The organism is Amycolatopsis methanolica 239 (assembly GCF_000739085.1).
Taxonomy (GTDB): Bacteria; Actinomycetota; Actinomycetes; order Mycobacteriales; family Pseudonocardiaceae; genus Amycolatopsis_E; species Amycolatopsis_E methanolica.
On record NZ_CP009110.1, the window covers coordinates 86360 to 109446 of the forward strand.

Below are 23087 nucleotides of genomic sequence, written 5' to 3' on the forward strand. Positions count from 1 at the left end.
TAGCATGACGACCTCCGCGACCACGTACGACACGGTGACGAAGGATCTCGATCCGCCGCTCGCCCTCGTCGACCTGGCCGCGTTCGACGCCAACGCCGCCGATCTGGTGGAGCGCGCCGCGGGCTTGCCGATCCGCCTGGTGAGCAAGTCCGTGCGCTGCCGCTACCTGATCGAGCGCGCGCTCGCGACGCCCGGGTTCGCCGGGTTGATGTGCTACTCGCTGGCCGAAGCCCTGTGGCACGCCGGCCTGGGCACGAGCGACGACATCCTGGTCGCCTATCCGACAGCCGATTTCGGCGCGCTGCGCGCACTCGCGGCCGACGAGCGGGCCCGCGCCACGATCACGATCGTGGTCGATTCGGCCGAGCACCTGGACCTCGTGGACGCCGCGCTGGGCCACGACCACCCGGAGATCCGGGTGTGCCTGGAACTCGACGCGTCCTGGCGGCCGCTGCCGTTCGTGCACGTCGGGACCCGCCGCTCGCCGGTCTTCACCGCGAAGCAGGCCGCGGCGCTTGCGCGGAAGATCGTGGCGCGCCAAGGCTTCCGCCTGACCGGGCTGATGGCCTACGAGGGCCAGATCGCCGGGCTGGGCGACGCCACCGGCAGCCGCGTCAACGACCTCGCCGTGCGCTGGATGCAGTGCCGGTCGTCGGCCGAGCTGTCCCGCCGTCGCACGGCCGCGGTGGAGGCGGTGCGGGAGGTCACCGACCTGGAGTTCGTCAACGGCGGCGGCAGCGGCAGCATCGAGCTGACCCGAGCCGACCGGGTGGTCACCGAGGTCGCGGCCGGGTCCGGGCTGATCGGCTCGACCCTGTTCGACGGCTACACCCGCTTCCGCCCGCAGCCCGCGGTCTTGTTCGCACTCCCGGTCGTCCACAAGCCGTCGCGCCGCATCGCCACGCTCTACTCCGGCGGTTTCGTCGCCTCCGGCCCGGCTTCGGCGAGCCGGCTGCCGTCCCCGTACCTGCCGGAAGGGTTGCGGCTGCTGCCGTTCGAAGGCGCCGGCGAGGTGCAGACTCCCGTGACCGGCAAGGCGGCCCGCGATCTGCGGGTCGGCGACCGGGTGTGGATGCGGCACGCGAAGGCGGGCGAACTCGCCGAGCGGTTCGACGCCTACCACGTCGTGGTGGACGGCCGGGTGGAGCGCACCGTGCCTACCTACCGGGGCGAACACCAGAACTTCGGCTGACTTGTCCACATGTCCACAACCCTGTGGACAACTCAGGCGAGTGTCGCCGCCGCCTGCCGCAGTTCGTCGAGCGTCCGCCGGGTCAGTTCGGCGAAGCCCAGCTGGTTGGCCGGGGCGATCCAGCGGGTGAACGCGGTCCGGAAGGCGAGGCTCCCGATCTCGGCGGCGAGGCTCGCGCCGGGTTCCGGCACGCCGCGTTCTCGCAGAGCGTCCCGGAAGGCGGTGGCGAGCTTGAGCAGCTCGCGCTCCCGCAGCTCGGTTGGCGTCGATGACGGCCTGCCGTTCCTGCGCCCACTTCAGCCGCTCCGGCCCGAAGAACACCGCGGTGGCTTCGAGAGCCGCGCCGATCGCCGCCAGCGGTTGGACCGGATCGGGCGCGGCGGTGATCCCCTCCGCGAGGACCTTGACCAGCGCGTCCTGACCGCCGAACAGCACCTTCCGCTTGTTGATGTCACCAAGTGACATCACTGAGGAGGATTCCATGCGTTTTTCGTCACGGGCGCGTCGGGGCACGTCGGTTCAGCGGTCGTTCCGGAGCTGCTTTCGGCCGGTCACGAGGTGGTCGGCCTAACGCGGTCGGAGGCCTCGGCCGCGAAGCTGTCCGCCGCCGGCGCGCAGGTGTGGCGGGGCGACCTGCGGGACCTGGACGGCCTGCGGGAGGCGGCAGCCGAAGCGGATGGCGTCATCCACCTCGCCTTCGACCACGAAGCCATGACTGCCGGGGACTTTGCGGGCGCGGGCGACACCGACCTGGCCGTCGTGCGGGCGTTCGGCGAGGTGCTGGCCGGCACCGGCAAGCCGCTGGTCGGGACCTCGGGCACCGCGATGGTCGCGGGACCCGGGCTGGACCGCGCCGCCACCGAGGAGGACGTGATGCCCGGCGGCTACCGGATCGACGCGGAGAACGAGCTCATCGGGTTCGCCGACCGCGGGATCCGGACGTCGGTGGTCCGGCTCCCGCCGACCGTGCACAGCTCACTGGACAAGCACGGCTTCGTCCCGGTCCTGATCGCCGCCGCGCGAAAGGCGGGCCGGTCCGGCTACCTCGGCGACGGCGTCAACCGCTGGCCCGCCGTGCACACGCTGGACGCCGCGCGGCTCTACCGCCTGGCGATGGAGAAGGCCCCTGCCGGTTCGCGGCTGCACGCCGTGGGGGACGAGGGCGTCCTGTTCCGGCAGATCGCCGAGGCCATCGGCCGCCACCTGGGGTTGCCAACGGAGAGCATCCCGGCCAAGCAGGCGGAGGAGCACTTCGGCTTCTGGCCAGCTTCGCGGCGATGGACAACGCGGCGTCCAGCGAGCACACCCAGCGGCTGCTGGACTGGAAGCCGGAGCATCCCGGCCTGCTCGCCGACCTCGACGCGGGCCACTACTTCGAGAACTGAGCTACTCCCCGAGGCGCGAGGCCAGGTACTGCTTGATGAGGTGCTTGGTCTCGCCCACGATCTCCGCGTCGCCCTCGGGGTCGTGGTGGAAGGCCAGCTTCAGCAGCCCGTCCGCGGCCTCGATCGCGACCGTCATCGCCAGCGACAGGCGCGGCGTGTTCAGGTCGATGTACTTCCCGACGAGGTCGGCGAGCGAGTCCGCGATGACCCGGTTGTTGTCCCGGCTGTCGTCGAGCAGCTGCCGGTCCACCACGTCGCCGAAGTGGACCTTCGAGAAGCCCGGCACGGTCCGGTGCATCTCCAGGTAGATGTCCAGCACCGAGTCGACGACGTCCCACCAGTGCCGCGGGTCCTCGCGGCTCAGCCGTTCGCTCACGGCCTGCACGAACCGGTCGAGGTTGCGTTGCGTCAGCGCCCGCACGACCGCCCGCTTGTCGGGGAAAAACTGGTACAGCGACCCGACGGCGACCCCCGCGCGCTTCGCGATGAGGGTGGTGGTCAACGCGTCATAACCGACCTCGTCGATGAGCTCGGCGCTCGCGTCCAGCATCTGCTCGACCCGCTTCGCGCTGCGCTGCTGGACGGGCTGCCGGCGAAGCGGGGTCGTCGTCGCCTGGGTCTCCGACACGTTGTGCTCCTTCTGGTGCTCTGAACAGGGACTTTAGCGCGCCGGACCGCTTCCCCCCGGTCGAGGGAAGGGCTAGCATTTGAGAACTTTTCACGTTAGCCCCGATGGAGGGACGTCGCTCGTGGAGAACCTCGCCTTCCCGTCCGGTTTCCTGTGGGGCGTGTCCACTTCGGCCTTCCAGATCGAGGGCGCGACCAGCGAAGACGGGCGCGGGCCGTCGGTGTGGGACACCTTCGCTCCTGGGCGGGCCGACGTCGCGTGCGACCACTACCACCGCTGGCCGGAGGACGTCGCGCTGCTGACCGAGCTGGGTGTCGGCGCCTACCGCTTCTCCTTCGCCTGGCCGCGGATCCAGCCGACGGGGTCCGGCGCGCCGAACGCAGCGGGCCTGGCCTTCTACGACCGGCTGATCGACGCGCTCTGCGAAGCGGACATCGCGCCGGTGGCGACGGTCTACCACTGGGACACCCCGCAACCGCTGGAGGACGACGGCGGCTGGCTGAACCGGGAGAAGGCATACCGGTTCGCCGAGTACGCCTCGGTCCTCGGCGAGCGCTTCGCTGATCGCGTGCGGATGTGGATCCCCCTCAACGAGCCGATGGTGACGACGATGTTCGGGTACGCGATCGGCGAGTACGCGCCCGGCCGAACACTGCTCTTGGACGCCCTCCCCACCGCACACCACCAACACCTCGCCCACGGCCTCGCGGTCCAGGCTCTGCGGGCCGCGGGTGCGTCGAACATCGGCACCGCCAACCATCATTGTCCAGTTTGGCCCACTTCAAACGCCGAAGCCGATCATGACGCGGCCCGCCGGCTGGACGCGTTGCTCAACAGAGCCTTTTCGGACCCGGTGCTGCTCGGCGGTTATCCCGCGGAAATCGAACCGCACCTTCCCGCCGGATACGCCGATGACCTGGTGAACATCGCACAACCGCTGGATTTCTACGGCGTCAACTATTACGAGCCGCAGGGCGCGGCGGCGCCCGGCGAGGGCAGTCCGCTGCCGTTCGAACTTCGCCCGATCGAGGGTTTTCCGCGCACCACCAACGACTCCCCGATCGTGCCGGCCGCGCTGCACGAGCTGCTGGTCGGCCTGCGCGACCGCTACGGCGAAAGGCTGCCGCCGGTCTACCTGACCGAGAACGGCGCGAGCTTCGACGGCGTTCACGATCAGGAGCGCATCGACTTCCTGGACGCGCACCTGCGGTCCGTCGCCGCCGCGATAACGGCGGGAGTTGAAGTCCGTGGGTATTTCGTTTGGTCGTTGCTCGACAATTTCGAATGGTCCAAGGGGTACGCGCCGCGGTTCGGCCTGGTGCACGTCGACTACGAAACGCAGCGCCGGACTCCCAAGGACTCCTTCCACTGGTACCGGAAGCTGGTGCGCGCATGACCGGAACGCGGACGCCCGACGCGCTCGCCGAGCCCGACGTCCCGGTCCGGGCCGGCTGGATCAGCCTGCTCTTCGGCGCGAACATCGGGCTGTGGCTGGGGATCTACGCCCCGATCCAGGTGCTGCTGCCGGAGCAGGCCGAACGCCTGGACGCCGCGGACAAGGAGCTGGTGTTCGGCATCGTCACCGGGGCCGGCGCGGTGGTCGCGCTGCTCACCAACCCGCTGGTCGGGCTGGCCTCGGACCGCACGCGCTCCCGTTTCGGTCGGCGGCACCCGTGGACGCTCGCGGGCGCGCTGTGCGGCGCGCTCGGCCTGGTGGTGCTGGCGCTGGCGCCGAACGTGGCGATCATGGTCGTCGGCTGGTGCCTGGTGCAGGCCGGGCTCGGCGGCATGCTCGCAACGCTCACCTCGGCGGTGCCGGACCGGGTCCCGGTCGGCCAACGGGCGCGGATCGGCGGCCTCGTCGGCATCAGCCAGATGCTCGGCACCGTTCTCGGCGCCGTGCTGGTGACGGTCCTGGTCACCAGCCTGCCCGGCGGCTACCTCGCCTGCGCCGCGGTGGTGGTGCTCGGCGCGGCGGCGTTCGTGCTGCGCACCAGGGACATCGCCCTGCCGCGGGACTGGCGCCCGGCGACCGGGTTCCGCGCGGTCCTGCGCGAGCTGTGGGTTTCGCCGCGGCGGCACCCGGACTTCGCGTGGGCCTGGGGCTGCCACTTCCTGATCAACCTCGGCAACGCGCTGGGCACGTTCTTCCTGCTGTTCTTCCTCAAGGACGCGGTGCACCACCCGGACCCGGACACCGGCCTGCTGATCATGATGGGCCTCTACGGCGTCGCGCTGGTGATCGGCGGCCTCGTGGTCGGCCCGCTGTCCGACCGGACCGGCCGCCGCAAGCCGTTCGTGGTGGGCGCGGCGGTGGTGATGGCCGCGGCGGCGGTGGTGCTGGTGCTGTGGCAGACCTGGCCTGCCGCGCTGGCGGCGTCCCCGCTGCTCGGGATCGGGTTCGGCGCGTACTGGGCGGTGGCGCTGGCCATCCTCACCGAGGTGCTGCCCGCCGCGCAGGACCGCGCAAAGGACCTGGGCGTCATCAACATCGCCAACGCGCTGCCACAGGTGATCGCGCCGGTCTCCGCCACCGTCATCCTGGCCGAGCTGGGCGGCTACCCGGGACTGTTCGCCGCGTCGGCGGTCGCGACGCTCGCGGCCGGGGCGTTCATCCTCGGCGTCCGCTCGGTGCGCTGAAATCACTGAAGGGCTCCTCCGGGGTTCGGAGGAGCCCTTCAGCTCCGTACCTTTGGGCCCGCGGGCCGGTGCCGGTCGGGGGAGGGGAGTGCAACGGCACCGGTCCGCGGAGTTCTCGGGGCCACGAGGGCGGGGCGGTCAAGGTGCGATCTGCAACTTCGCGTCCTCAACCATGATCGACAACATAGCGGTGACGGGGGTGTTCCACCAGGGGTTGTGACCGAGTTTTTTTCGATTAATCGCCGAGTGGTCAGTGGTGCGCGACCTGCGGTATCAGCGCGTGCCGACCGGTTGCCTCACCGGGCGTCGTACCGCGTGTCTGGGCCGGGACCTTCGGCTTGCGGCGCGACGGGCGACGCAGGTCCTGCTGGGGGGCGAGACCGCCCGCGACGAGGTGCTCATGCGCGACCTGCCACACCGAGCACGGCGCCTTGCAGCGGTGCCACCGGGTGGAGCAGGTGGGGCAGTCACCCCGCTCATCGGGCTCGTGAGCGGTCAGCATCGCACGCCAGCCCTCGGTCAGCCGCGGCAGTTCCGACCGGGCCACTGAGACCAGGGACTGAGCGTCCGCCCTGGTGGCGAGATCGGCGAGCATGTCGAGGCGCTCCCAAACCGCGTTGCGGAGGACCTGCCCAAGGATCTGATCCACGGAATTCTCACCGTCACCTTTCCGCCAGCTTGGCGGCTTCGTTCAACGCCGCCTGGAGCTGGCCGAGCTGACCCGCGGTGAGGCGGGCCGTTTCCCCGGGCGGTCCGACGAGGACCACCTGGTTGTCCTGGACGAGCACGGTGACGCAGCGGTCGCGGTTGATCATGTCGCCGCACTGCACCCGCCACACCAGCTGACCACCCTCGTAACGGCGCAGCTGCGCGGCACGCGGGTCCGGCGCCGGCATCGCCGACCGGCTCGCGACCGGGGCGAAGGGCCGCCGGTGGACCTGGGCGCGTGGTGCCGAGATCGAGTTCATGAACTCCACCGCGTCTCTCCGCTCTGCTTCGGGCTTGCTGTCCGTGTTCGTCGTAGCTCTGCGTGATCGCGGGGCGTATCCGCTCGGTCACGCCGAACCCGAGAACTAGATTGCGATGAACCGCAGCCGAAGAGAAGGCGAACCGCGGTCACAGCGGCGACCGGCGCGGGCGGGCCGGTGAACGGTCGCCGGAGTTCACCCCGACCGATCAGGGCTCCCGCAACGACGTTTCCCAGGGTTCAATGGGTGTGCCTACGCTGCGAATCGACGCCCGACAGGATGGTGAGGGGGCGCAATGGACGCCGGTGACAACACTGATGCCCGCCAGGGACACCCGATCAGCTCGGATGCCTGGGAGAAGCGGGAGATGAGGGAGGCCCTGGCCGCCCGCAACATCAGTGCCGTGTACCGGAATCTGCGCAAGGAGGGCATCTCCCAACGCCAGATCGCCGCGCTCACCGGCCAGTCCCAGTCGGAGGTCTCGGAGATCCTCAAAGGCCGCCAGGTGATGGCCTACGACGTGCTCGCCCGGATCGCCGACGGACTGGGTGTCCCCCGTGGATACATGGGCCTCGCCTACGACGAGGCCACCGAGATTCAGGTCGTCGGCGCAGCCGACGAGCAGCAGGCTGAGGAGGACGAGTCCGTGAAGCGGCGGAACTTCCTCGCGCACGCCGCCCAGGTCACGATGGGGGCGGCCATCCTGGGATCGTCGCCGAGGGCATGGGCGGCGAGCCCCGCGAGGACGCCGGCACCCGGCCACATCGGGATGACCGACGTGCGCCAGGTCGAGGCTGCGACCAGAGCGCTGCGCGCGCTCGACTACCAGTACGGCGGCGGTTTCTGCCGCGACGCCGTGGTCGCGCAGCTGTCCTGGGGGCAGCAGATGCTCGACTCCTCCGCGGCCACCCCGGTCCGCTCGCGCCTGTTCGTGGCGCTGGCCGACCTGCACAGCCTGGCCGGTTGGACGTCGTTCGACAGTGGACTGATGGACTCCGCGCGCGGGCACTTCGCCAACGCGCTGGAGCTGGCCAAGCAGGGCAACAACGACCACCTGGTGGCCAACATCCTGTACCGGATGGGCCGGGTCTACCTGCACCAGGAGGCGCCCAACGACGCGCTCAAGCTGTTCCAGCTGGGACAGATCGCGGCGCAGGAATCCGGCTCCGAGCTGGCGATCTCCGTGCTGGCGGCCAACCAGGCGTGGGCCTACGCGATGATGGGCAACGAGGACCAGTCGCTCAAGCTGCTCGGCCTGGCGAAGGACGAGTTCGCCCGCGCCAACGTGGCCGAGGCCGAGGACTGGGTCAAGTTCTTCAACGAGACCGACGTCTACGCGATGATCGGCACCGTCCACACGGTACTGGCGCGCGGCGTCGACACGAAGCACACGCAGTACGCGATCCCGGCGCTGACCAGGGCGATCGAGGCCTACGGCGAGGACATGCAGCGCAGCAAGGTGTTCAACCAGGCCGCGCTGGCCACCAACCACCTCATCGACGGCGACATCGACCACGGCGCACGCATCGGCCGCCTGGCGCTGGAGTCGGCGGACGGCCTCAAGTCGGCCCGGGTGAAGGACCGCATGATGCCGATGCAGGAAGAAGCGGCCAAGCGCCGCAACAACCCGGACGCCCGCGACCTCGACGAACGCATCAGTTCGTTCTTCGCGGCATAGGAAGATGCGCACCGTCGCGGACGAGCTGGACGGCCGGTTCACCAAGGAGAAACTGGCCGCCGTGCTGGCCGAGGCGTGCGCCCTGCTGGGTCTGGACCACCGTGGCGCCCGGCTGCTGCGGTTCACCAACAACGCGGTCTACGAGCTGGCCGGCGCGCCGGTCGTGATGCGCATCGTCGGGTCGCGTGCGCTGCGGCACCGGGTCGCCAAGGTCGTCGAGGTCGCACGGCACTTCGAGGCCAACGACGTGCCTGCGATCCGCCTGCTGCCCGGCGTCGGCCAGCCGATCCACGTCGGCGAGCACGTCGTCACCGCGTGGGTCCGGGTGCCGCCGGGCGAGCGCCGCGCGAACGCCGCCGACCTGGGCAGACTGCTGCGCCGGGTGCACGCCCTGCCCGCGCCGGACGGTGTCGGCGAGTGGGCGCCGCTGGCGGACGTGCGGGCCCGCGTGGCCGACGCCGAGGAGCTCGACCCGGACGACCGCCGGTTCCTGCTGCGCCGGAGCGCCGAGGTCGAAGCCGCGCTCGGCGAGCTGGAGTTCCCGCTGGAACGGAGCCTGATCCACGGCGACGCGCACCCGGGCAACGTGATCGTCGGCCCGGACGGACCGGTGCTGTGCGACTTCGACTCCGCGTGCTTCGGCCCGCCGGAATGGGACCTCACGCCGCTGGCCGTCGGTCGCGAGCGGTTCGGGGACCCTGCGGGCCGGTACCGCATGCTCGCCGACGTCTACGGCTTCGACGTCACCGCCTGGGACGGGTTCGCGGTGCTGCGGGCCGCCCGCGAGCTCAAGCTCGTGACGAGCGTGCTCCCGATTTTGCGCAGCCACCCGCACGTGCGCGGCGAGCTGCGGCGGCGGCTGGGCGACCTGCGCGCGGGCCGTGCCGGCACGGAGTGGGCCCGCTACCGCTAGTCCACATCGTGGGAAAATCGGGGACATTTACCGACCGCAGAAGACCGCTCGTCGTATGTCCGGTTCCCTGTGCGGGCGGTGGGAATTTCGGCCCGGCTAGTCACCCCGGGTGGATTAATCCTTCCCCACGCGTGCAACTTGCAGCTACTGACGGTTAGCTGACCGGGGCGCGGGTGAGCACCACCGCGAAGCCGAACGCGAGCCCCATGGCGGTCAGCTCGAGGGTCGCCCACGTCGCGAGCGCGGTCCGCTCGTGCCGGACGATCCGCGGCATCAGCTTCCACCGGACCATCGCCCCGAGCACGGCGATCCCCGCCGCGCACATCATCTTGAGCACCACGAGCTGCCCGTACGGCGTGGTGAACAACGCGGTGAACAGGCTGATCGTCGGGTTGAGCAGGATCTCCACGACCGCGTTGAACAGCCCGGTCGCCGACACCAGGACCAGGCACAGCGTGGCCAGCTTGGAGAACCGCGGCAGCGCGTGCGCGAGCAGCGTCCGGTTCGCCGCGAGCAGCACGACCATCGCGCCGAGGCCGCCGGTCCACGCGACCGCGCCCATGACGTGCAGCTCCATCGAGATCATCGTGTAGTCGTGATAGTCCCAGTTCGCCGCGTGCCCGGTCACCGGCAGCGGCAGCAGGGCGAACAGGCCGAGCCCGACGCGCACCTCGGCAGGCACCTTCTCGCCGTGCCGCAGCGTCAGCACCCCGAGCCCGACCTGGACCAGCGCGAGCACGGCGACGACGAGCAGCGCCTTGCCCGCGCCGACCTGCACCACGTAGTCCCAGATGTCGGCGAAGCTCACGGTCGGCACCTGCGGCCGGTACTCGGCGGTCTGCAGGACGAGCGTGACCAGCGCGGTCGTCGTCCACACCAGCGACGCGGCCAGCGCGATCGGACGGGCGCGGCGCATGATCGGCTCGGTCAGCTTCGGCCGGTCGTACCCGACCAGCACGGACAGCAGGGCGAGCCCGATCGTCGTCACCGCGGCCAGGTCGAGCAGCACACGGACGATCGGGATGGCGGCCGAGACCACCTCGCTGACCTCCGCCACCCCGGGCACCGGCGCGGTGGCCGTCAGCGCGACGCCGATCAGCGCGCCGGCCAGCGCCGCGGTGACGATCGCGACGATCGCCTGGTAACGGACTTGCGAGGTGGCCCCGGCCGCCGTGGTCATGCCTTTTCCCTGCCCATCCGCAGAGCCAGCGTCAGCCCGATGGCCAGCAGGACCACCGCGCCGAGGATCCACACCCACACCGGAACCCCGCCGCCGGACTGCGCGGCGGGCGCGGCCGTGTCGGCCCCGGTCGCGGCGCTGGCCGTGGCCGGGGTGCCGTTGCCCGCCGTGGTGAGGGTGAACGGCACCTCGCCGGTCACCGGGTGCCCGTCGGCGGACAGGATCCGGAACCCGACGGTGTACTGCCCGGCCGGGCCGAGCGGCCGCACGCCGACGGTGACGACGTTGCTGCTGATCTGCACGTCGCCCTCCGCCCACTGGGTGCCGCCGGGGCCGGTGACCGAGACCTGGTTGACGTTGCCGCCCTGCACCGGCGCGTCGAAGGTCAGCGTGATCTTCGACGGCCCGGTCGCGAGCACGGCGTCCTTGGCCGGGTCGGACGAAACGAGCACGTTGTGCGCCAGCGCCGGGGTGGCGGTGACGACCAGTGCGACCAGTGCGGTGGCGACCGTGACGAGCAGGCGGCGCACTACTTCGACGCCTGCCGGGAGCGCAGGACCGCCCCGGCGCCGACACCGAGTCCGAGCGCGCCGACGACCAGTCCGGCGCCGCCGAGCCAGCGGGCCGTGTCGTCGGTCGAGGCGGACTCTTCCGCCGCGGCCTGCGCGGCGGCGGTCTTCGCGTGGTGCGAGTCACCCGAGGTCGAAGCCGCGGCCAGCGACACGGTGGGCGCCGGGTGCTCCGGCTCCGCCGCGCCGGCCGCCTGGACCTGGTCCCACGCCACGACCGCGCCGTTGTCGTAGGTCTGGATCGCGGGCAGGACCAGTTCGTCGACCGCGGGCAGCGAGCCCGCGGTGATGCCGAAGTCCTGGTACTGGGTCTCGCCGGGGCCGATCTTGGTGCCCGGCTGAGCGGTGAAGACGATCTTCGTGACCGCCTCGGTGACGTCGAGGCCCTTGCCGTTCTTGACCGGCGCCGGCAGCGGGGTCTTGGTGACCTCCGCGGTCCAGCCCGGGATCGGCTGGTACCGCACCGAGCTGATCGCGTACTCCGGCTTGAAGTCGATCTCCACTTTGACGGTGGCGGCGTTCTCCTCCTCGTTCGGCACGCGGAAGGTGATCGCCCCGTACCCGCCCTGCTGCGGCTCCGAGCCGAGGACGTTGGCCGTGACGTGCGCGGACGCGACGCCCGCGCCCAGCAGACCCGCGATCCCGACGGTGCCGGCCAGCACGAGCCCGCGCCGGATGACGGCGTTGTTCGTCATGATGCTCCTGAAGAAGTGAAGTGGGTCAGCGCGCTGCGCTGAGGTGAAGGGTGTGGTGCGCCGGGCGCGCGGGCGGGCCGCGCCGCGCGTGCATCCGGCTCAACAACACCTGCACCTGCGGCACGCCGGGCGCCGGAGCGGGCGCGGCGGGCAGCGGGACCGGTGGCGGGAGCGGTCCGAAGAGGACCGGGAGCAGCAGCGACAACCGCGCGGCGGCGACGTCCAGCAGCGCTTCGGCGTGCGCCAGCAGCAGTCCGGTCACGACGGTCGCGCCCGCGTGGGCGGCGAACATCGCGCCGGGCATGGCCGTGGCGTGCGGCATCAGCTCGTCGAGCACGACGTGCATCAGCAGCTGGGCCGCGCCGAGGACGGTGAGCACACCGGCCGGGCCGCGGGTGCGGTCGGCCAGCGCGGTGCCGGTCCAGCCGACGAGCAGGACGAGCAGCAGCGTCAGCGCGGTGTCCGGCAGGCCGCCGTGGGCGAGCGCGTGCGCGCTGACGGCAAGTCCGCCGGAGGTGAGCGCGAGCAGGACGCCGCGCACGGTGCGGGACGCTCCGTGTCGCTGGGGTCGCTTGCTCACCGATCCAGGGTATGAGACCGGTGATGATCATGCGACGCCATCCCGGGTGGTGAACGCTGGGAGAGATCCGGAAACCGGGGCTCATCCGACCGTAACCCAGTGTCGGTAGTTGAGACTTTCATGTTTTTCGGCAACGGTGGGTAGGCCGGACGAGTGAACGACCGAACCGGGAGGAGGCGGCCACCGGGGATGAACCTGTTCGAGTACGTGGCCGATCGGTGGAGCAGGCTCGGGCTGCAGGCCTGGCTCCATGTGAGCGCCGTGGTGCAGTGCACGATCATCGCCGCCGTCATAGGTGTGCTGATCGGCGTCGCGGTCTACCGCAGCCCCATCGGATCGGCCCTGGCCACAGCGCTGGCCAGCACGGTCCTCACCATCCCGTCGTTCGCGCTGATCGGCCTGCTGATCCCGGTCGTCGGGCTCGGCGTCGCGCCCAGCGTGATCCCGCTCGTGCTGTACGCGCTGCTGCCGATCGTGCGGAACACCATCGTCGGGCTGAGCGGGGTCGACCCCGCCGTCACCGACGCCGCCAAGGGCATCGGGATGAGCCGGTTCGGTGTGCTCACGCGCGTCGAGCTGCGCCTGGCCTGGCCCGCGATCCTGGCCGGCATGCGCGTCGCGACCCAGATGCTGATGGGCATCGCGGTGATCGCCGCCTACGCCAAGGGGCCCGGGCTGGGGTCGGAGGTGTTCGCCGGGCTGACCAACGCGGGCAGCACCAACTCCATGAACCAGGCCCTCACCGGCACGATCGGCGTGGTCGTCCTCGCGCTGATCCTCGACGGCATCTACGTCCTGATCTCCCGCTTCACCGTTCCCAGGGGTGTCCGTGTCTGAAACCATCGAATCTCCCGCACAGGCGGAATCCGGCGCGGTGTCCGGCGTCGAGATCCAGCTGGAGCACGTCACCAAGCGCTACCCCGGCTCGCGCCAGCCCGCGGTCGACGACGTCACCATGACGATCCCGGCGGGCAAGATCGTGATCCTGGTCGGCCCGTCCGGCTGCGGCAAGACGACCACGATGCGGATGATCAACCGGCTGATCGAGCCGACGTCCGGCCGGATCACCATCGGCGGTGAGGACGCGCTGAGCCTCAACCCGGACCGCCTGCGCCGCAAGGTGGGCTACGCGATCCAGCAGGCCGGGCTGTTCCCGCACTTCACGGTCGCGCAGAACGTGGCGGTCGTGCCCGGACTGCTCGGCTGGGACAAGAAGAAGATCGCCGACCGCGTCGACGAGATGCTCGACCTGGTCGGGCTCGACCCGGCCCAGTTCCACGACCGGTTCCCGCGCCAGCTCTCCGGCGGCCAGCAGCAGCGTGTCGGCGTGGCCCGCGCGCTCGCCGCCGACCCGCCGGTGCTGCTGATGGACGAGCCGTTCGGCGCGGTCGACCCCATCACCCGCGGCAACCTGCAGGACGAGCTGCTGCGGCTGCAGTCCGAACTGGGCAAGACGATCGTGTTCGTGACCCACGACTTCGACGAGGCCGTGAAGCTCGGCGACAAGATCGCGGTGCTCGGCAACCAGTCGAAGATCCTGCAGTACGACACCCCGGACGCAATCCTGGCCAACCCGGCCGACGACACGGTCGCCGGGTTCGTCGGCGCGGGCGCCTCGCTCAAGCAGCTCACCCTGCTGCGCGTGCGCGACGTCGAGCTGAAGCAGGACACGGTGACCGCGACGATCGGCGATTCGCCCGCCGAGCTGCGGCGGCAGATGACCGAGCAGCGCCGCACGTACGCGCTGGTGCTCGACCGCCGCCGCCGCCCGGTCCGCTGGGTGCACGTCCGCGACCTGGGCAGCGCGACCTCGCTGGAGGGGGTCGGCAAGCCGATCGGCGACTACGTGAGCCTGCAGTCGACGCTGCAGGACGCGCTGGAGGCGATGCTCGTCGAGGGCGGCGGCGTGCCGGTCACCGGGGCGCGCGGCGAGTACGCCGGGATGATCGAGCTGGACACGGTGATGGGCACCATCCAGCGGTTGCGCGAGGAGCACTCCGACGACGGGGGACCGGCGTGACCACGACCGTCGACAAGGGGTTCACCACCGAATCCGGCTCCCGCCGCGCGGAACGGGCGCGGCTGCTGGTGCAGCCCGCGGTGGTCGTGGTGGTCGTCGCCGCGGTCGTGGCGTGGGCGCTGCTGCGGGACAACGACGCCATCGAGGCGCAGAACCTGAACGCCGCCCGGCTGCTGGAGGCGACGTGGCAGCACCTGCTGATCACGGTCGCCGTCGCGGTCATCGTGGTCGGCGTCGCGGTGCCGCTCGGCGCGGTGCTCACCCGCTCCTGGGCGCGGCCGGTCGCGCCCGTGTTCCTGACGATCGCGAACATCGGGCAGGCCGCGCCCGCGCTCGGCGTGATCGTGTTGTTCTTCCTGTGGACGCAGTGGGACGGGTTCTGGGTCGCGGTGCTGCCGATCGCGTTCTACTCGCTGCTCCCGGTGCTGCGGAACACGATCGTCGGCATCAACTCGGTCGACCCGGCGCTGATCGACGCGGGCCGCGGCATCGGCATGTCCGGCCGCGCGGTGCTGTTCCGGATCGAGCTGCCGCTGGCCGTGCCGCTGATCCTGGCCGGGCTGCGGACGTCGCTGGTGCTGGCGGTCGGCACGGCGACGCTGGCGTTCTTCGTCAACGGCGGCGGGCTCGGCGAACTGATCGACACCGGGTACAAGCTCAACCGCGTCCCGGTGCTGGTCACCGGCGCGATCCTGGCGGTCGGCCTGGCACTGCTGATCGACTGGCTGGGCGCGGTCATGGAACGCGTCTTCGGACCGAGGGGGCTGGCGTGAAGCACCGCTGGAAGGCGATTTTCGGAGCCGCGCTGCTGACGACCTCGCTCACCGCGTGTGGCCTGGACGTCAACGCGGCGCTGCCGTACGAGGTGAAGCCCGGGACGATCCGGCCGGTGCCGAGCCTGGAGGGCGTGGACATCGCGGTGGGGTCGAAGGACTTCACCGAGAACATCATCCTGGGCTACATGGCCGAGCTGGCGTTGTCGGCCGCCGGGGCGCACATCACCGACCTGACGAACATCAGCGGGTCGAACTCCGCGCGGCAGGCGCTGATCAACGGGCAGATCGACATCTCGTGGGAGTACACCGGCACCGCGTGGATCTCCTACCAGGGCAACACCGAGCCGATCCCGGACGAGAAGGCCCAGTTCGACGCGGCGAAGGCGGCCGACGAGGCGCAGTTCGGCATCACCTGGCTGGACTACTCGCCGGTGAACGACACGTACGCGTTCGCCACCACGGAGGCCTACGCCCAGCAGCACAACCTGCGGTCCAATTCGGACATGACGGAGTTCCTGAAGCAGCACCCGGAACAGGCCATCTTCTGCGTGGAGACGGAGTTCGCGAGCCGCCAGGACGGGATGCCGGGCGTGCAGAAGACCTACGGCTTCCCGACCACGGAAGTGAAGACCTTCGGCACGGGCGCGATCTACTCCGCGGTGGCCAGCGGCACCTGCAACTTCGGCGAGATCTTCACCACGGACGGCCGCATCGCGGGCCTGAACCTCCGCGTCCTGACCGACGACAAGCGGTTCTTCCCGCAGTACAACGCGGCGGTCACGATGAAGCAGGAGTTCCTGGACGCGCACCCGGCGGTGCGCGGGGTGCTGGAACCCGTCGCGAAGGCGCTGGACAACCAGCAGATGATCGAGCTGTGCAAGCAGGTCGACGTCGACGGCCGCGACGCCGGTGAGGTCGCCCGCGACTGGATGGTCGCGAAGGGCTTCATCCAGTAGCTATACGCCGAGGCGCTTGAGCAGCTGGCCTTCGATCCGCTCCAGCTCGGCTGCCACCGCCTGGTGCGCGGCCTTGCGGCGCGTGCCGGGCATGCGCTCGGCGGCCCGGACCGCGGCCGTCAGCTGTTCGAGCGTCGCCTGCGAGTCCTTCGCGAAGCGGACGTCGTCGTCGCTCGCGCGTTCGGCCTTGCGCACCTCGGCCAGCGCCTCGGACGTGCCGGCGATGCGGGCCAGCAGGTGCGCGCCGCGGCCGGTGAACTCCGACAGCTGGTCGATCGGCACGCCGAGGCGCCGCGCCTGGTAGTGGTCGTAGGCGTCGCGGACCGCACTCGCCGCCTTGACCGCGAGCGGTGCCAGCGCGGGCGCCACCGCGGGCACCACGATCTTCGCCACGGCGACCGCGTTCTTGGCCTTCTTCGGCGTGATGCCCGTCTCGGCCGGCGTCTTGGTCTTCTTGCGAGCCATGGGCTGAATGTAGCGGCACGCACAAGCCGGAGCATGTCCGACACGTAATGCGCCGGTCACACTCGGCGCGGAACTGTCGGTGGTCCTCTCTAAAGTGGGTGTCATGGAACCTGAGGTGCTGCTCGAGGCCGGCGCGGTGAGCCGTTGCCGTCGTCGTGTGCACCTCGAACACGACCCGGCGATGCGCGAGGTGCCGCTGGCCCCGCCGGACCCGTCGGCCGAGCAGCGGATCGCCGACGCGGCCGCGCACCGCGCCGAGATCCGCGACCGGCTGATCGCGGCCACCCCGGGCGCGAGCTGGGTGGTCGTCGACCGGGAGCTGCCGCCGCCGGAGCGGGCCGCCGCGACGCAGCAGGCGATGGCGCAGGGCGCCGACTACATCTGGGGCGCGCTGCTGCCCGCCGACCGCGCGGGCCACCGCCGCGGCGGGTCCGAGCTGCTGGTCCGCGCCGAGGGCGGGTACCTGCCGGTGCTGGTGGTGCGCCACCGCATCACCGACCCGGGCGCGGGCGCGGTCACCACGCCGCCGCACGACCTCGACCCGCGTCACGCGATCCCCGACCCGGCGCGCCGGGTCCGCTCGCACCCGCGCGACCAGATGCGGCTGGCCCACCTGCGTCGCATGCTGGAGGCGCACGGCATGGCGGCGGACCGGCTGGTCGGCGGTGTCATCGGTCTGGACGCCGACGTGGTGTTGTGGCACGACCTGTCCGCCGCCACCTGGCCGAACGGCCGCACGGCGCTGACCGAGTACGACACGCGCTTCGCCGACCGGCTGGCGATCGCCGAGGCCGCGCGCTCCGGTGGCCCCGCGCTGGCCGAGCCGTCCCGCGTGCTGGAGTGCCGCACCTGCCCGTGGTGGCCGACGTGCGAGGTCGAGCTGACCGCGATGCGGGACGTGAGCCTGGTCGTCCGCGGTGAGGACGCGATGGAGCTGCGCCGCGCCGGGGTCTCCACAGTGGACAAGCTCGCCGCGCTCGACCCGGACGACGAGCCGCCGATCATCTGGACGTCCGGGCCGTTCGCCGACGCCGTCGCGCTGGCCAGGGCGTGGCTCGCGGACCTCACGATGGTGCGCCGCGTCCGCGAGGTCGAGGTGGCGCGCGCGGACGTCGAGGTCGACATCGACATGGAGTCCTTCGGCGAGTCCGGCGCCTACCTGTGGGGCTGTCTGCTCAGCGGCGCGGACATCGGGGTCGAGCAGGGCTACCGAGCGTTCGTGACGTGGCAGCCGCTGCCCACCGGGGACGAGGCGCGGTCGTTCACGGAGTTCTGGACCTGGCTGCGTGACGTCCGCGAGCGCACCCGCGCGGCCGGCCTCACGTTCCGGGCCTACTGCTACAACGCGATGGCCGAGAATCGCTGGCTCTTCGGCTCGGTCGAGCGGTTCGGCGACTACCCCGGCATGCCTGCCAAAACGGAAGTCCAGTCCTTTGTGGACTCCGACGAGTGGGTGGACCTGTTCCGCAGCGTGTCCGACCAGTTCCTGTGCTCCCGCGGCAAGGGGCTGAAGGTGGTCGCCCCGGTGGCCGGCTTCACCTGGCGCGACCCGGAAGCTGGCGGCGAGGCGTCGATGCGCTGGTACCGCCAGGCGGTCGGCATGGACGGCGGCGAGCCGGACCTCACCCAGCGCGAACGACTGCTGCGCTACAACGAGGACGACGTGCGAGCCACACGCGCCCTGCGCGAGTGGATGACCACGACGGCGAACGGCATCCCCTTCATGGGCGACCTGTAGGTGATGGGCGACCTGTAGGCGCCACCGCCTGGTGGTGGTGCTTCCCCTGGCGCTTCTCTTGGCGGTGATCCGCCAGCGGGTCGCTGCGGCGCCGCTGACCGCGCACCTGCGCGGGAGGCGGTTGACGTGGCGCGTGGGCATGTCTGCCTGGGCCGGCGTTATCCGGCCTCGGTTTGCAGGCCTGGGCTGCGCCATCTCCGCCGTGCGAACCGGATCTTGACTCGCGGGGTCTGCCTGGGCTGCGCCGTCGCGGTCTCGGCTTGTGGCCTGCCTTGCTGGAGTTGCGCCGTTCCGGCCTCGGTTTGTGGGCTTACCTGGCCGGGTTGTGCCATCCCGGCCTGAGCTCGTTGGCCTGTCGGCCTGGGTTGCGCCATGCCGGTCTCGGCTTGTGGGCTTGCCTGCCTGGGCCGGGGGTCGTCCCGGCCTCGCTTTGCGGGCCTGCCTGCGGCTGCGCCGCACCCACCGCAGCTTGCGTGCCCACCTGCCCGCGCCGCGCCATCCCCGCTGCGCCACCCCGGTCAGCCGGCCTCGACCGCCCGGACGTAGGCGCTCAGGTGCGTGGCGGCGTCCAGCATCGCCACCCCCTGCGCGGTCAGCTTCCCCTGCCACGCCGACAGCGCGTCGGCCAGCGCCTCAGTTCCGCCTGCCGTGCGGATCTGCCGCACCACCTCCGCGACGTGTTCCAGCAGGTAGCCGCCGCGCCGGAGGAGGTGCGCCAGTTCCGCGTCCCGCACGTCCGCGGCGTGGTAGAGGCGATACCCGGTGACCGGATCGCGGGTGGGCGAGATGATGCCCGCCTCCTCCCACTTGCGCAGCGTCGCGGGCGTGACGCGGAGCCTCCGCGCGAGTTCGCCGATCGTCCGCGCCGGCCCGTCCGCAACGGACGGGGCTTCGGTCAGGTGCCCGACCGCCTTGCGCACCGAGTCCAGCGTCTCGCGGTCACGCAACAGCTGGGCGTGCCCGCGGTCGACGAGCGTCAGCGCGTGGTCGAGCCTGCCCTCGTGGAGCGCGTTCATGATCTGCCCGGCGATCGTGTGCCCGTGAGCCCGCACCAGCGCCAGGAACGCCCGCAGCGCCGCGGCGTGCACCTCCGTGTAGACCCGGTAGCCGCTGGGCGTTCGGTCGGCGCGCGGGAGGAAGCCGTCGCGCTCGTAGTTGCGCACCGCCTGGGGCGAGATGCCGTGCTCGCGCGCGAGGTCGGCCGGTTTCAACGTGACCACCGGTTGGAGACTTTAGCGCACCTCCACCAGAGAAATCCCAGCGAAAGTCTCAACCGTTCTTTCAACGATACGATTGAGGCTCATGGACATTCGAGAACTCCTCACCCCCGAGGTCGACTTCCTGGCCTTCGGCGAGCCCGCCCACCTGGAATCGGCCTTCGCCCGCATCCGCAACGAACTGTTCGCCGAGCTGGCCGGTGCGGTCACCGCGATCGCACTGGAGACCGACCGCGTCGCCGCGCTCGCGGTGAACGACTACGTCCAGCACGGCGTCGGCGACCTGGACACGGTGATGCGTGAGGGCTTCTCGCACCGCTTCGGCGAGCTCGACAACAACCGGCGGCTGGTGGCCTGGATGCGCGAGTACAACGAGACCGCCGAGCGCCCGCTCGCCTTCCACGGCTTCGACGTCTCCACCGAGATGATGAACGCGCCCAGCCCACGCACCTACCTCGAGTACGCACGGGACTACCTGGGTCTCGACCACGACATCGCGGCTCTCGCCGGCGACGAGGAACGGTGGAACCGCACGGAGGCGGTCCTGAAGGCGGCTGAATCGCCCGGCGCGACGCCCGAGGCGGACCGGCTCCGCGTGATCGCCGACGACATGCTGGTCACCCTCCACGCCGGCGCGCCGATGCTGATCGCGGCGACCTCACGCGCCGAGTGGGACCGGGCGCGGATCCACCTCACCGCGGGCCTCGGCCTGCTGCGGTACCATCGCCAGGCCGCGGAGCCGGTTGACGACAGCGCACGCTGGACCCGGATGAGCGCGTTCCGCGACGCGATGATGGCCCAGAACCTGCTCGACATCCGGGACGCCGAGCGCGGCCCGGTCCTGGTGTTTGGTCAGAACCGGCACCTGCAGCGCAACGAGAGCCACATGCGGCTGGGCCCGATGGACATGAACTGGTCCAGCGCGGGCGCCATCGTCTCGTCGCTGGTGGGCGAGCGGTACCGGCTGATCGTCGGCAGCCTGGGCAGCAGCAAGGCGATCGACCTCGGCGAACCCGGGCCGGAGACGTTCGAGGGCCGGTTGCAGAGCCGCGGCGACACGTGGGGTCTGGTGCCGGCGCGCGAACTCGCTGCCGCGGAGACGCGCACCGACACCAACCCGATGCAGGGCTACTTCCCGCTGGACCAGGCCACGGTCGACGGCGCCGACGCGATCCTGCACGTCACCGCCGGCACCGACACCCAGGCCCTGGTGCTGCGTGCTTAGCGCGGCGCCATCCGCAGCGAGCCGTCCATGCGGATGACCTCGCCGTTGAGGTAGTCGTGCTCCACGATGTCCACCGCGAGCTGCGCGTACTCGTCGGGCCGGCCGAGGCGCTTCGGGAACGGCACTCCCGCCGCCAGACCGGCCCGGAACTCGTCGGAGACCGTGGCCAGCATCGGGGTGTCGATGATGCCCGGCGCGATCGTCATGACCCGGATGCCGTGCGAGGCCAGGTCACGCGCCGCGGGCAGGGTCATCCCGGCGACACCGCCCTTCGACGCCGAGTAGGCGACCTGCCCGATCTGCCCGTCGAAGGCGGCGACCGACGCGGTGTTGATGACGACACCCCGGGCGCCGTCCTCGATGGGGTCGGTCTTGGCGATCGCCTCGGCGGCCAGGGTCGTCACGTTGAAGGTGCCGATCAGGTTGACCTCGACGACCTTGCGGAACAGGTTGAGGTCGTGCCTGCCCTTCTTGGACAGGATCCGCGCGGACGGCCCGATTCCGGCGCAGTTCACCACGACCCGCAGCGGCACCGATCCGCCGGCGGCCTGCTCCACCGCGGCCGCGACCTGGTCACCGTCGGTCACATCGGCCTCGACGTAGGTGATGCCCTCGACCTTCTCCGCCTTCTCGATCCCGGCGGCGAGGTCCAGCGCGAACACGTGCGCGCCCCGCTCGGCGAGCGCCTTCGCCGTCGCGCCACCGAGCCCCGACGCACCACCTGTGACGATCGCGGCGGTGTCCTTGATCTGCATGAACGGTTCCTTCCGTGGCCGGCCACTCTGCTCTGCACACGAGGTTAACGCTCGTTTGCCCGCGCCCGGCGTGGCCCTCCTCACCCGTCGCGCGACGTATCCGGCGCGGACGACTTCCGTTAGGACTGCGGTCAACTGCGGCTGTCACCGTCGGCAGCATGAGCGGAGCTCGCATCGTCGTGATCGGCACCGGATACGTCGGACTGACCACAGGGGCCTGCCTCGCCGCCCTCGGACACCAGGTGACCTGCGTGGACGTGGACGACGTCAAGGTGGCCCGGCTCGCCGCGGGACGGGTGGACATCCTGGAGCCCGGCCTGGAGGAACTGGTCACGCGCGGGCTCGCCGCGAGAAGGCTGCGGTTCGTCGTCGGGGCCCGCGCCGCGGTGGCCGGCGCGGACGCCGTCTACCTGTGCGTGCCGACGCCGATGGGCGCGGGCGGCGCCGCCGACCTCCGCGCCGTCGAAGCGGTGATCGCCGAGATCGCCGACGTCCTGCCCGCCGGCTGCGCGGTGGTCACCAAGTCGACCGTCCCGGTCGGCACCGCGCAGCGCATCCGCGCCCTGCTCGGCCGCGACGATGTGCCGGTGGTCGCGAACCCCGAGTTCCTGCGCGAGGGCACCGCGGTCGCCGACTTCATGCACCCGGACCGGATCGTCGTCGGCTCCGACGACGACGCCGCCGCGCGCCGCATCGCCGACCTCTACCGCGACCTGTCCGCGCCGAACGTGATCACCGACGCCGCCAGCGCGGAACTGGTCAAGTACGCGGCCAACTGCTTCCTCGCGATGAAGCTGTCCTACGTCAACGCGATCGCCGAACTGTGCGAGCGGCTCGGCGCCGACATCGTGTCGGTGACCGAGGGGATGGGCCACGACCGCCGCATCGGCCGGTCGTTCCTCAAGCCCGGCCCCGGCTGGGGCGGCTCCTGCCTGCCCAAGGACACGCACGCGCTGGTGCAGGTCGCCGAGTCCGTCGGGTTCGACTTCTCGCTGCTCACCGCCGCGATCGTGGAGAACATCGCGCAGCGGGACCGGATCGTCGCGAAGATCGCCGGCGCGGTGGGCGGCAGCCTGGCCGCCGCCCGGATCGGCGTGCTGGGCCTGGCGTTCAAGGCCGGCACCAACGACCTGCGCGACTCCCCTGCCCTGTCGGTCACCTCGATGCTCGCCGCGCACGGGGCCGAGGTGACGGCCTACGACCCGGCGGTGCGGGAGGCGCTGCCGGGCATGACCGTCGTCGACGACCCGTACCAGGTGGCCAAGGACGCGGACGCGATCGTCGTGCTTACCGAGTGGGCCGAGTTCACCAAGCTGGACTGGGGCTACGTGGCGGACCTGATGCAGGGCGACGGGGTGGTGGACACGCGGAACCTGCTGGAGCCGCGGACCATCACGGACGCCGGGCTGTCCTATGTGGGCCTCGGCCGCCCCCGCCCGGCCCGCGTCGCCCTGCCGAGTCCGTCGGGTGTTGCCAGCTGAGCCACCCGCACCGCTACGGAACGCGG

24 protein-coding genes and 1 pseudogene are annotated in these 23087 nt (G+C 71.2%); 14 read left to right on the forward strand and 11 right to left on the reverse strand.

Features of this window, described 5'->3' with window-relative positions; genetic code table 11:
• Positions 1–4: 4 nt before the first annotated feature.
• A complete protein-coding gene (locus tag AMETH_RS00465) occupies positions 5–1192 on the forward strand; it encodes an amino acid deaminase/aldolase (RefSeq protein ID WP_017986046.1) in 1188 nt (395 codons plus the stop codon).
• Positions 1193–1224: 32 nt separating this feature from the next.
• Here AMETH_RS00465 and AMETH_RS38920 read toward each other — a convergent pair whose 3' ends face one another.
• Positions 1225–1383 (reverse strand): hypothetical protein, encoded by a 159-nt coding sequence (locus tag AMETH_RS38920; RefSeq protein WP_017986047.1) that lies wholly within the window; start codon positions 1381–1383, stop codon positions 1225–1227.
• 40 nt (positions 1384–1423) lie between these two features.
• Here AMETH_RS38920 and AMETH_RS38925 point away from each other — a divergent pair, with 40 nt between their 5' ends.
• Together AMETH_RS38925 and AMETH_RS42860 are read left to right on the forward strand one after the other, a co-directional pair.
• Positions 1424–1654, forward strand: a complete 231-nt coding sequence (locus tag AMETH_RS38925) for a hypothetical protein (protein WP_209436838.1) — start codon at positions 1424–1426, stop codon at positions 1652–1654.
• A gap of 75 nt (positions 1655–1729) precedes the next feature.
• A pseudogene (locus tag AMETH_RS42860) lies at positions 1730–2260 on the forward strand (NAD-dependent epimerase/dehydratase family protein); the annotation flags it as partial.
• Between the two features lie 318 nt (positions 2261–2578).
• Here the strand turns inward: AMETH_RS42860 and AMETH_RS00480 are convergent.
• Positions 2579–3205 carry a TetR/AcrR family transcriptional regulator gene (locus AMETH_RS00480; RefSeq protein ID WP_017986052.1) on the reverse strand — a complete coding sequence of 209 codons (627 nt, stop codon included), beginning with the start codon at positions 3203–3205 and terminating at the stop codon, positions 2579–2581.
• Between the two features lie 121 nt (positions 3206–3326).
• On the opposite strand from AMETH_RS00480, the gene AMETH_RS00485 reads away from it, so the two are divergent.
• Both AMETH_RS00485 and AMETH_RS00490 read left to right on the forward strand, forming a co-directional pair.
• On the forward strand, positions 3327–4601 hold the full coding sequence (locus AMETH_RS00485) for a GH1 family beta-glucosidase (protein ID WP_017986053.1): 1275 nt from the start codon (positions 3327–3329) through the stop codon (positions 4599–4601).
• Positions 4598–5845 (forward strand): MFS transporter, encoded by a 1248-nt coding sequence (locus tag AMETH_RS00490; protein WP_017986054.1) that lies wholly within the window; start codon positions 4598–4600, stop codon positions 5843–5845. The genes AMETH_RS00485 and AMETH_RS00490 overlap by 4 nt, the downstream gene beginning before the upstream one ends.
• A 250-nt stretch (positions 5846–6095) precedes the next feature.
• Here AMETH_RS00490 and AMETH_RS00495 read toward each other — a convergent pair whose 3' ends face one another.
• Together AMETH_RS00495 and AMETH_RS00500 are read right to left on the reverse strand one after the other, a co-directional pair.
• Complete coding sequence (locus tag AMETH_RS00495; protein WP_017986055.1) at positions 6096–6494, reverse strand: hypothetical protein; 399 nt, start codon at positions 6492–6494, stop codon at positions 6096–6098.
• Between the two features lie 13 nt (positions 6495–6507).
• Positions 6508–6813, reverse strand: coding sequence for a hypothetical protein (locus AMETH_RS00500; RefSeq protein WP_410468222.1), 306 nt, complete (start codon positions 6811–6813; stop codon positions 6508–6510).
• A gap of 295 nt (positions 6814–7108) precedes the next feature.
• On the opposite strand from AMETH_RS00500, the gene AMETH_RS00505 reads away from it, so the two are divergent.
• Together AMETH_RS00505 and AMETH_RS00510 are read left to right on the forward strand one after the other, a co-directional pair.
• Complete coding sequence (locus AMETH_RS00505) at positions 7109–8491, forward strand: helix-turn-helix domain-containing protein (RefSeq protein WP_017986057.1); 1383 nt, start codon at positions 7109–7111, stop codon at positions 8489–8491.
• Between the two features lie 4 nt (positions 8492–8495).
• Positions 8496–9404, forward strand: coding sequence for a phosphotransferase family protein (locus AMETH_RS00510; protein WP_017986058.1), 909 nt, complete (start codon positions 8496–8498; stop codon positions 9402–9404).
• Positions 9405–9558: 154 nt separating this feature from the next.
• Here the strand turns inward: AMETH_RS00510 and AMETH_RS00515 are convergent, their stop codons facing one another.
• Genes AMETH_RS00515 through AMETH_RS00530 form a run of 4 tightly spaced genes read right to left on the reverse strand, consistent with a single transcriptional unit; the run spans position 9559 to position 12428 of the window.
• On the reverse strand, positions 9559–10584 hold the full coding sequence (locus AMETH_RS00515; protein WP_017986059.1) for a copper resistance D family protein: 1026 nt from the start codon (positions 10582–10584) through the stop codon (positions 9559–9561).
• A complete protein-coding gene (locus tag AMETH_RS00520; protein ID WP_017986060.1) occupies positions 10581–11114 on the reverse strand; it encodes a copper resistance CopC family protein in 534 nt (177 codons plus the stop codon). The genes AMETH_RS00515 and AMETH_RS00520 overlap by 4 nt, the downstream gene beginning before the upstream one ends.
• A complete protein-coding gene (locus AMETH_RS00525) occupies positions 11114–11848 on the reverse strand; it encodes a YcnI family copper-binding membrane protein (RefSeq protein ID WP_017986061.1) in 735 nt (244 codons plus the stop codon). Before AMETH_RS00525 ends, AMETH_RS00520 begins: the two co-directional genes overlap by 1 nt.
• A 25-nt stretch (positions 11849–11873) precedes the next feature.
• Positions 11874–12428: a hypothetical protein gene (locus tag AMETH_RS00530; protein ID WP_400983402.1), complete on the reverse strand. Its 555-nt coding sequence runs from the start codon at positions 12426–12428 to the stop codon at positions 11874–11876.
• A gap of 189 nt (positions 12429–12617) precedes the next feature.
• Here AMETH_RS00530 and AMETH_RS00535 point away from each other — a divergent pair, with 189 nt between their 5' ends.
• Genes AMETH_RS00535 through AMETH_RS00550 form a run of 4 tightly spaced genes read left to right on the forward strand, consistent with a single transcriptional unit; the run spans position 12618 to position 16180 of the window.
• Positions 12618–13265, forward strand: coding sequence for an ABC transporter permease (locus AMETH_RS00535; protein ID WP_017986063.1), 648 nt, complete (start codon positions 12618–12620; stop codon positions 13263–13265).
• Between the two features lie 37 nt (positions 13266–13302).
• The gene (locus AMETH_RS00540; RefSeq protein WP_017986064.1) at positions 13303–14448 is read left to right on the forward strand and encodes a betaine/proline/choline family ABC transporter ATP-binding protein; all 1146 of its coding nucleotides are present in this window, start codon (positions 13303–13305) and stop codon (positions 14446–14448) included.
• Positions 14445–15221: an ABC transporter permease gene (locus AMETH_RS00545; protein ID WP_017986065.1), complete on the forward strand. Its 777-nt coding sequence runs from the start codon at positions 14445–14447 to the stop codon at positions 15219–15221. The genes AMETH_RS00540 and AMETH_RS00545 overlap by 4 nt, the downstream gene beginning before the upstream one ends.
• Positions 15218–16180 (forward strand): glycine betaine ABC transporter substrate-binding protein, encoded by a 963-nt coding sequence (locus AMETH_RS00550; RefSeq protein ID WP_017986066.1) that lies wholly within the window; start codon positions 15218–15220, stop codon positions 16178–16180. The genes AMETH_RS00545 and AMETH_RS00550 overlap by 4 nt, the downstream gene beginning before the upstream one ends.
• Here AMETH_RS00550 and AMETH_RS00555 read toward each other — a convergent pair whose 3' ends face one another.
• Positions 16181–16645 (reverse strand): DUF6474 family protein, encoded by a 465-nt coding sequence (locus tag AMETH_RS00555; RefSeq protein ID WP_017986067.1) that lies wholly within the window; start codon positions 16643–16645, stop codon positions 16181–16183.
• A gap of 103 nt (positions 16646–16748) precedes the next feature.
• On the opposite strand from AMETH_RS00555, the gene AMETH_RS00560 reads away from it, so the two are divergent.
• Positions 16749–18383 carry a TM0106 family RecB-like putative nuclease gene (locus tag AMETH_RS00560; RefSeq protein WP_017986068.1) on the forward strand — a complete coding sequence of 545 codons (1635 nt, stop codon included), beginning with the start codon at positions 16749–16751 and terminating at the stop codon, positions 18381–18383.
• 518 nt (positions 18384–18901) lie between these two features.
• On the opposite strand, the gene AMETH_RS00565 is transcribed toward AMETH_RS00560, so the two are convergent.
• Positions 18902–19603 carry a TioE family transcriptional regulator gene (locus AMETH_RS00565; RefSeq protein ID WP_017986070.1) on the reverse strand — a complete coding sequence of 234 codons (702 nt, stop codon included), beginning with the start codon at positions 19601–19603 and terminating at the stop codon, positions 18902–18904.
• Positions 19604–19685: 82 nt separating this feature from the next.
• Here AMETH_RS00565 and AMETH_RS00570 point away from each other — a divergent pair, with 82 nt between their 5' ends.
• The gene (locus AMETH_RS00570) at positions 19686–20825 is read left to right on the forward strand and encodes an erythromycin esterase family protein (protein ID WP_017986071.1); all 1140 of its coding nucleotides are present in this window, start codon (positions 19686–19688) and stop codon (positions 20823–20825) included.
• Here AMETH_RS00570 and AMETH_RS00575 read toward each other — a convergent pair.
• Positions 20822–21580 carry an SDR family NAD(P)-dependent oxidoreductase gene (locus AMETH_RS00575; protein WP_017986072.1) on the reverse strand — a complete coding sequence of 253 codons (759 nt, stop codon included), beginning with the start codon at positions 21578–21580 and terminating at the stop codon, positions 20822–20824. The genes AMETH_RS00570 and AMETH_RS00575 overlap by 4 nt on opposite strands.
• 158 nt (positions 21581–21738) lie before the next feature.
• Between AMETH_RS00575 and AMETH_RS00580 the strand changes: the two genes are divergently transcribed.
• A complete protein-coding gene (locus AMETH_RS00580) occupies positions 21739–23061 on the forward strand; it encodes a UDP-glucose dehydrogenase family protein (RefSeq protein ID WP_081617641.1) in 1323 nt (440 codons plus the stop codon).
• The last annotated feature ends 26 nt before the right edge of the window (positions 23062–23087 follow it).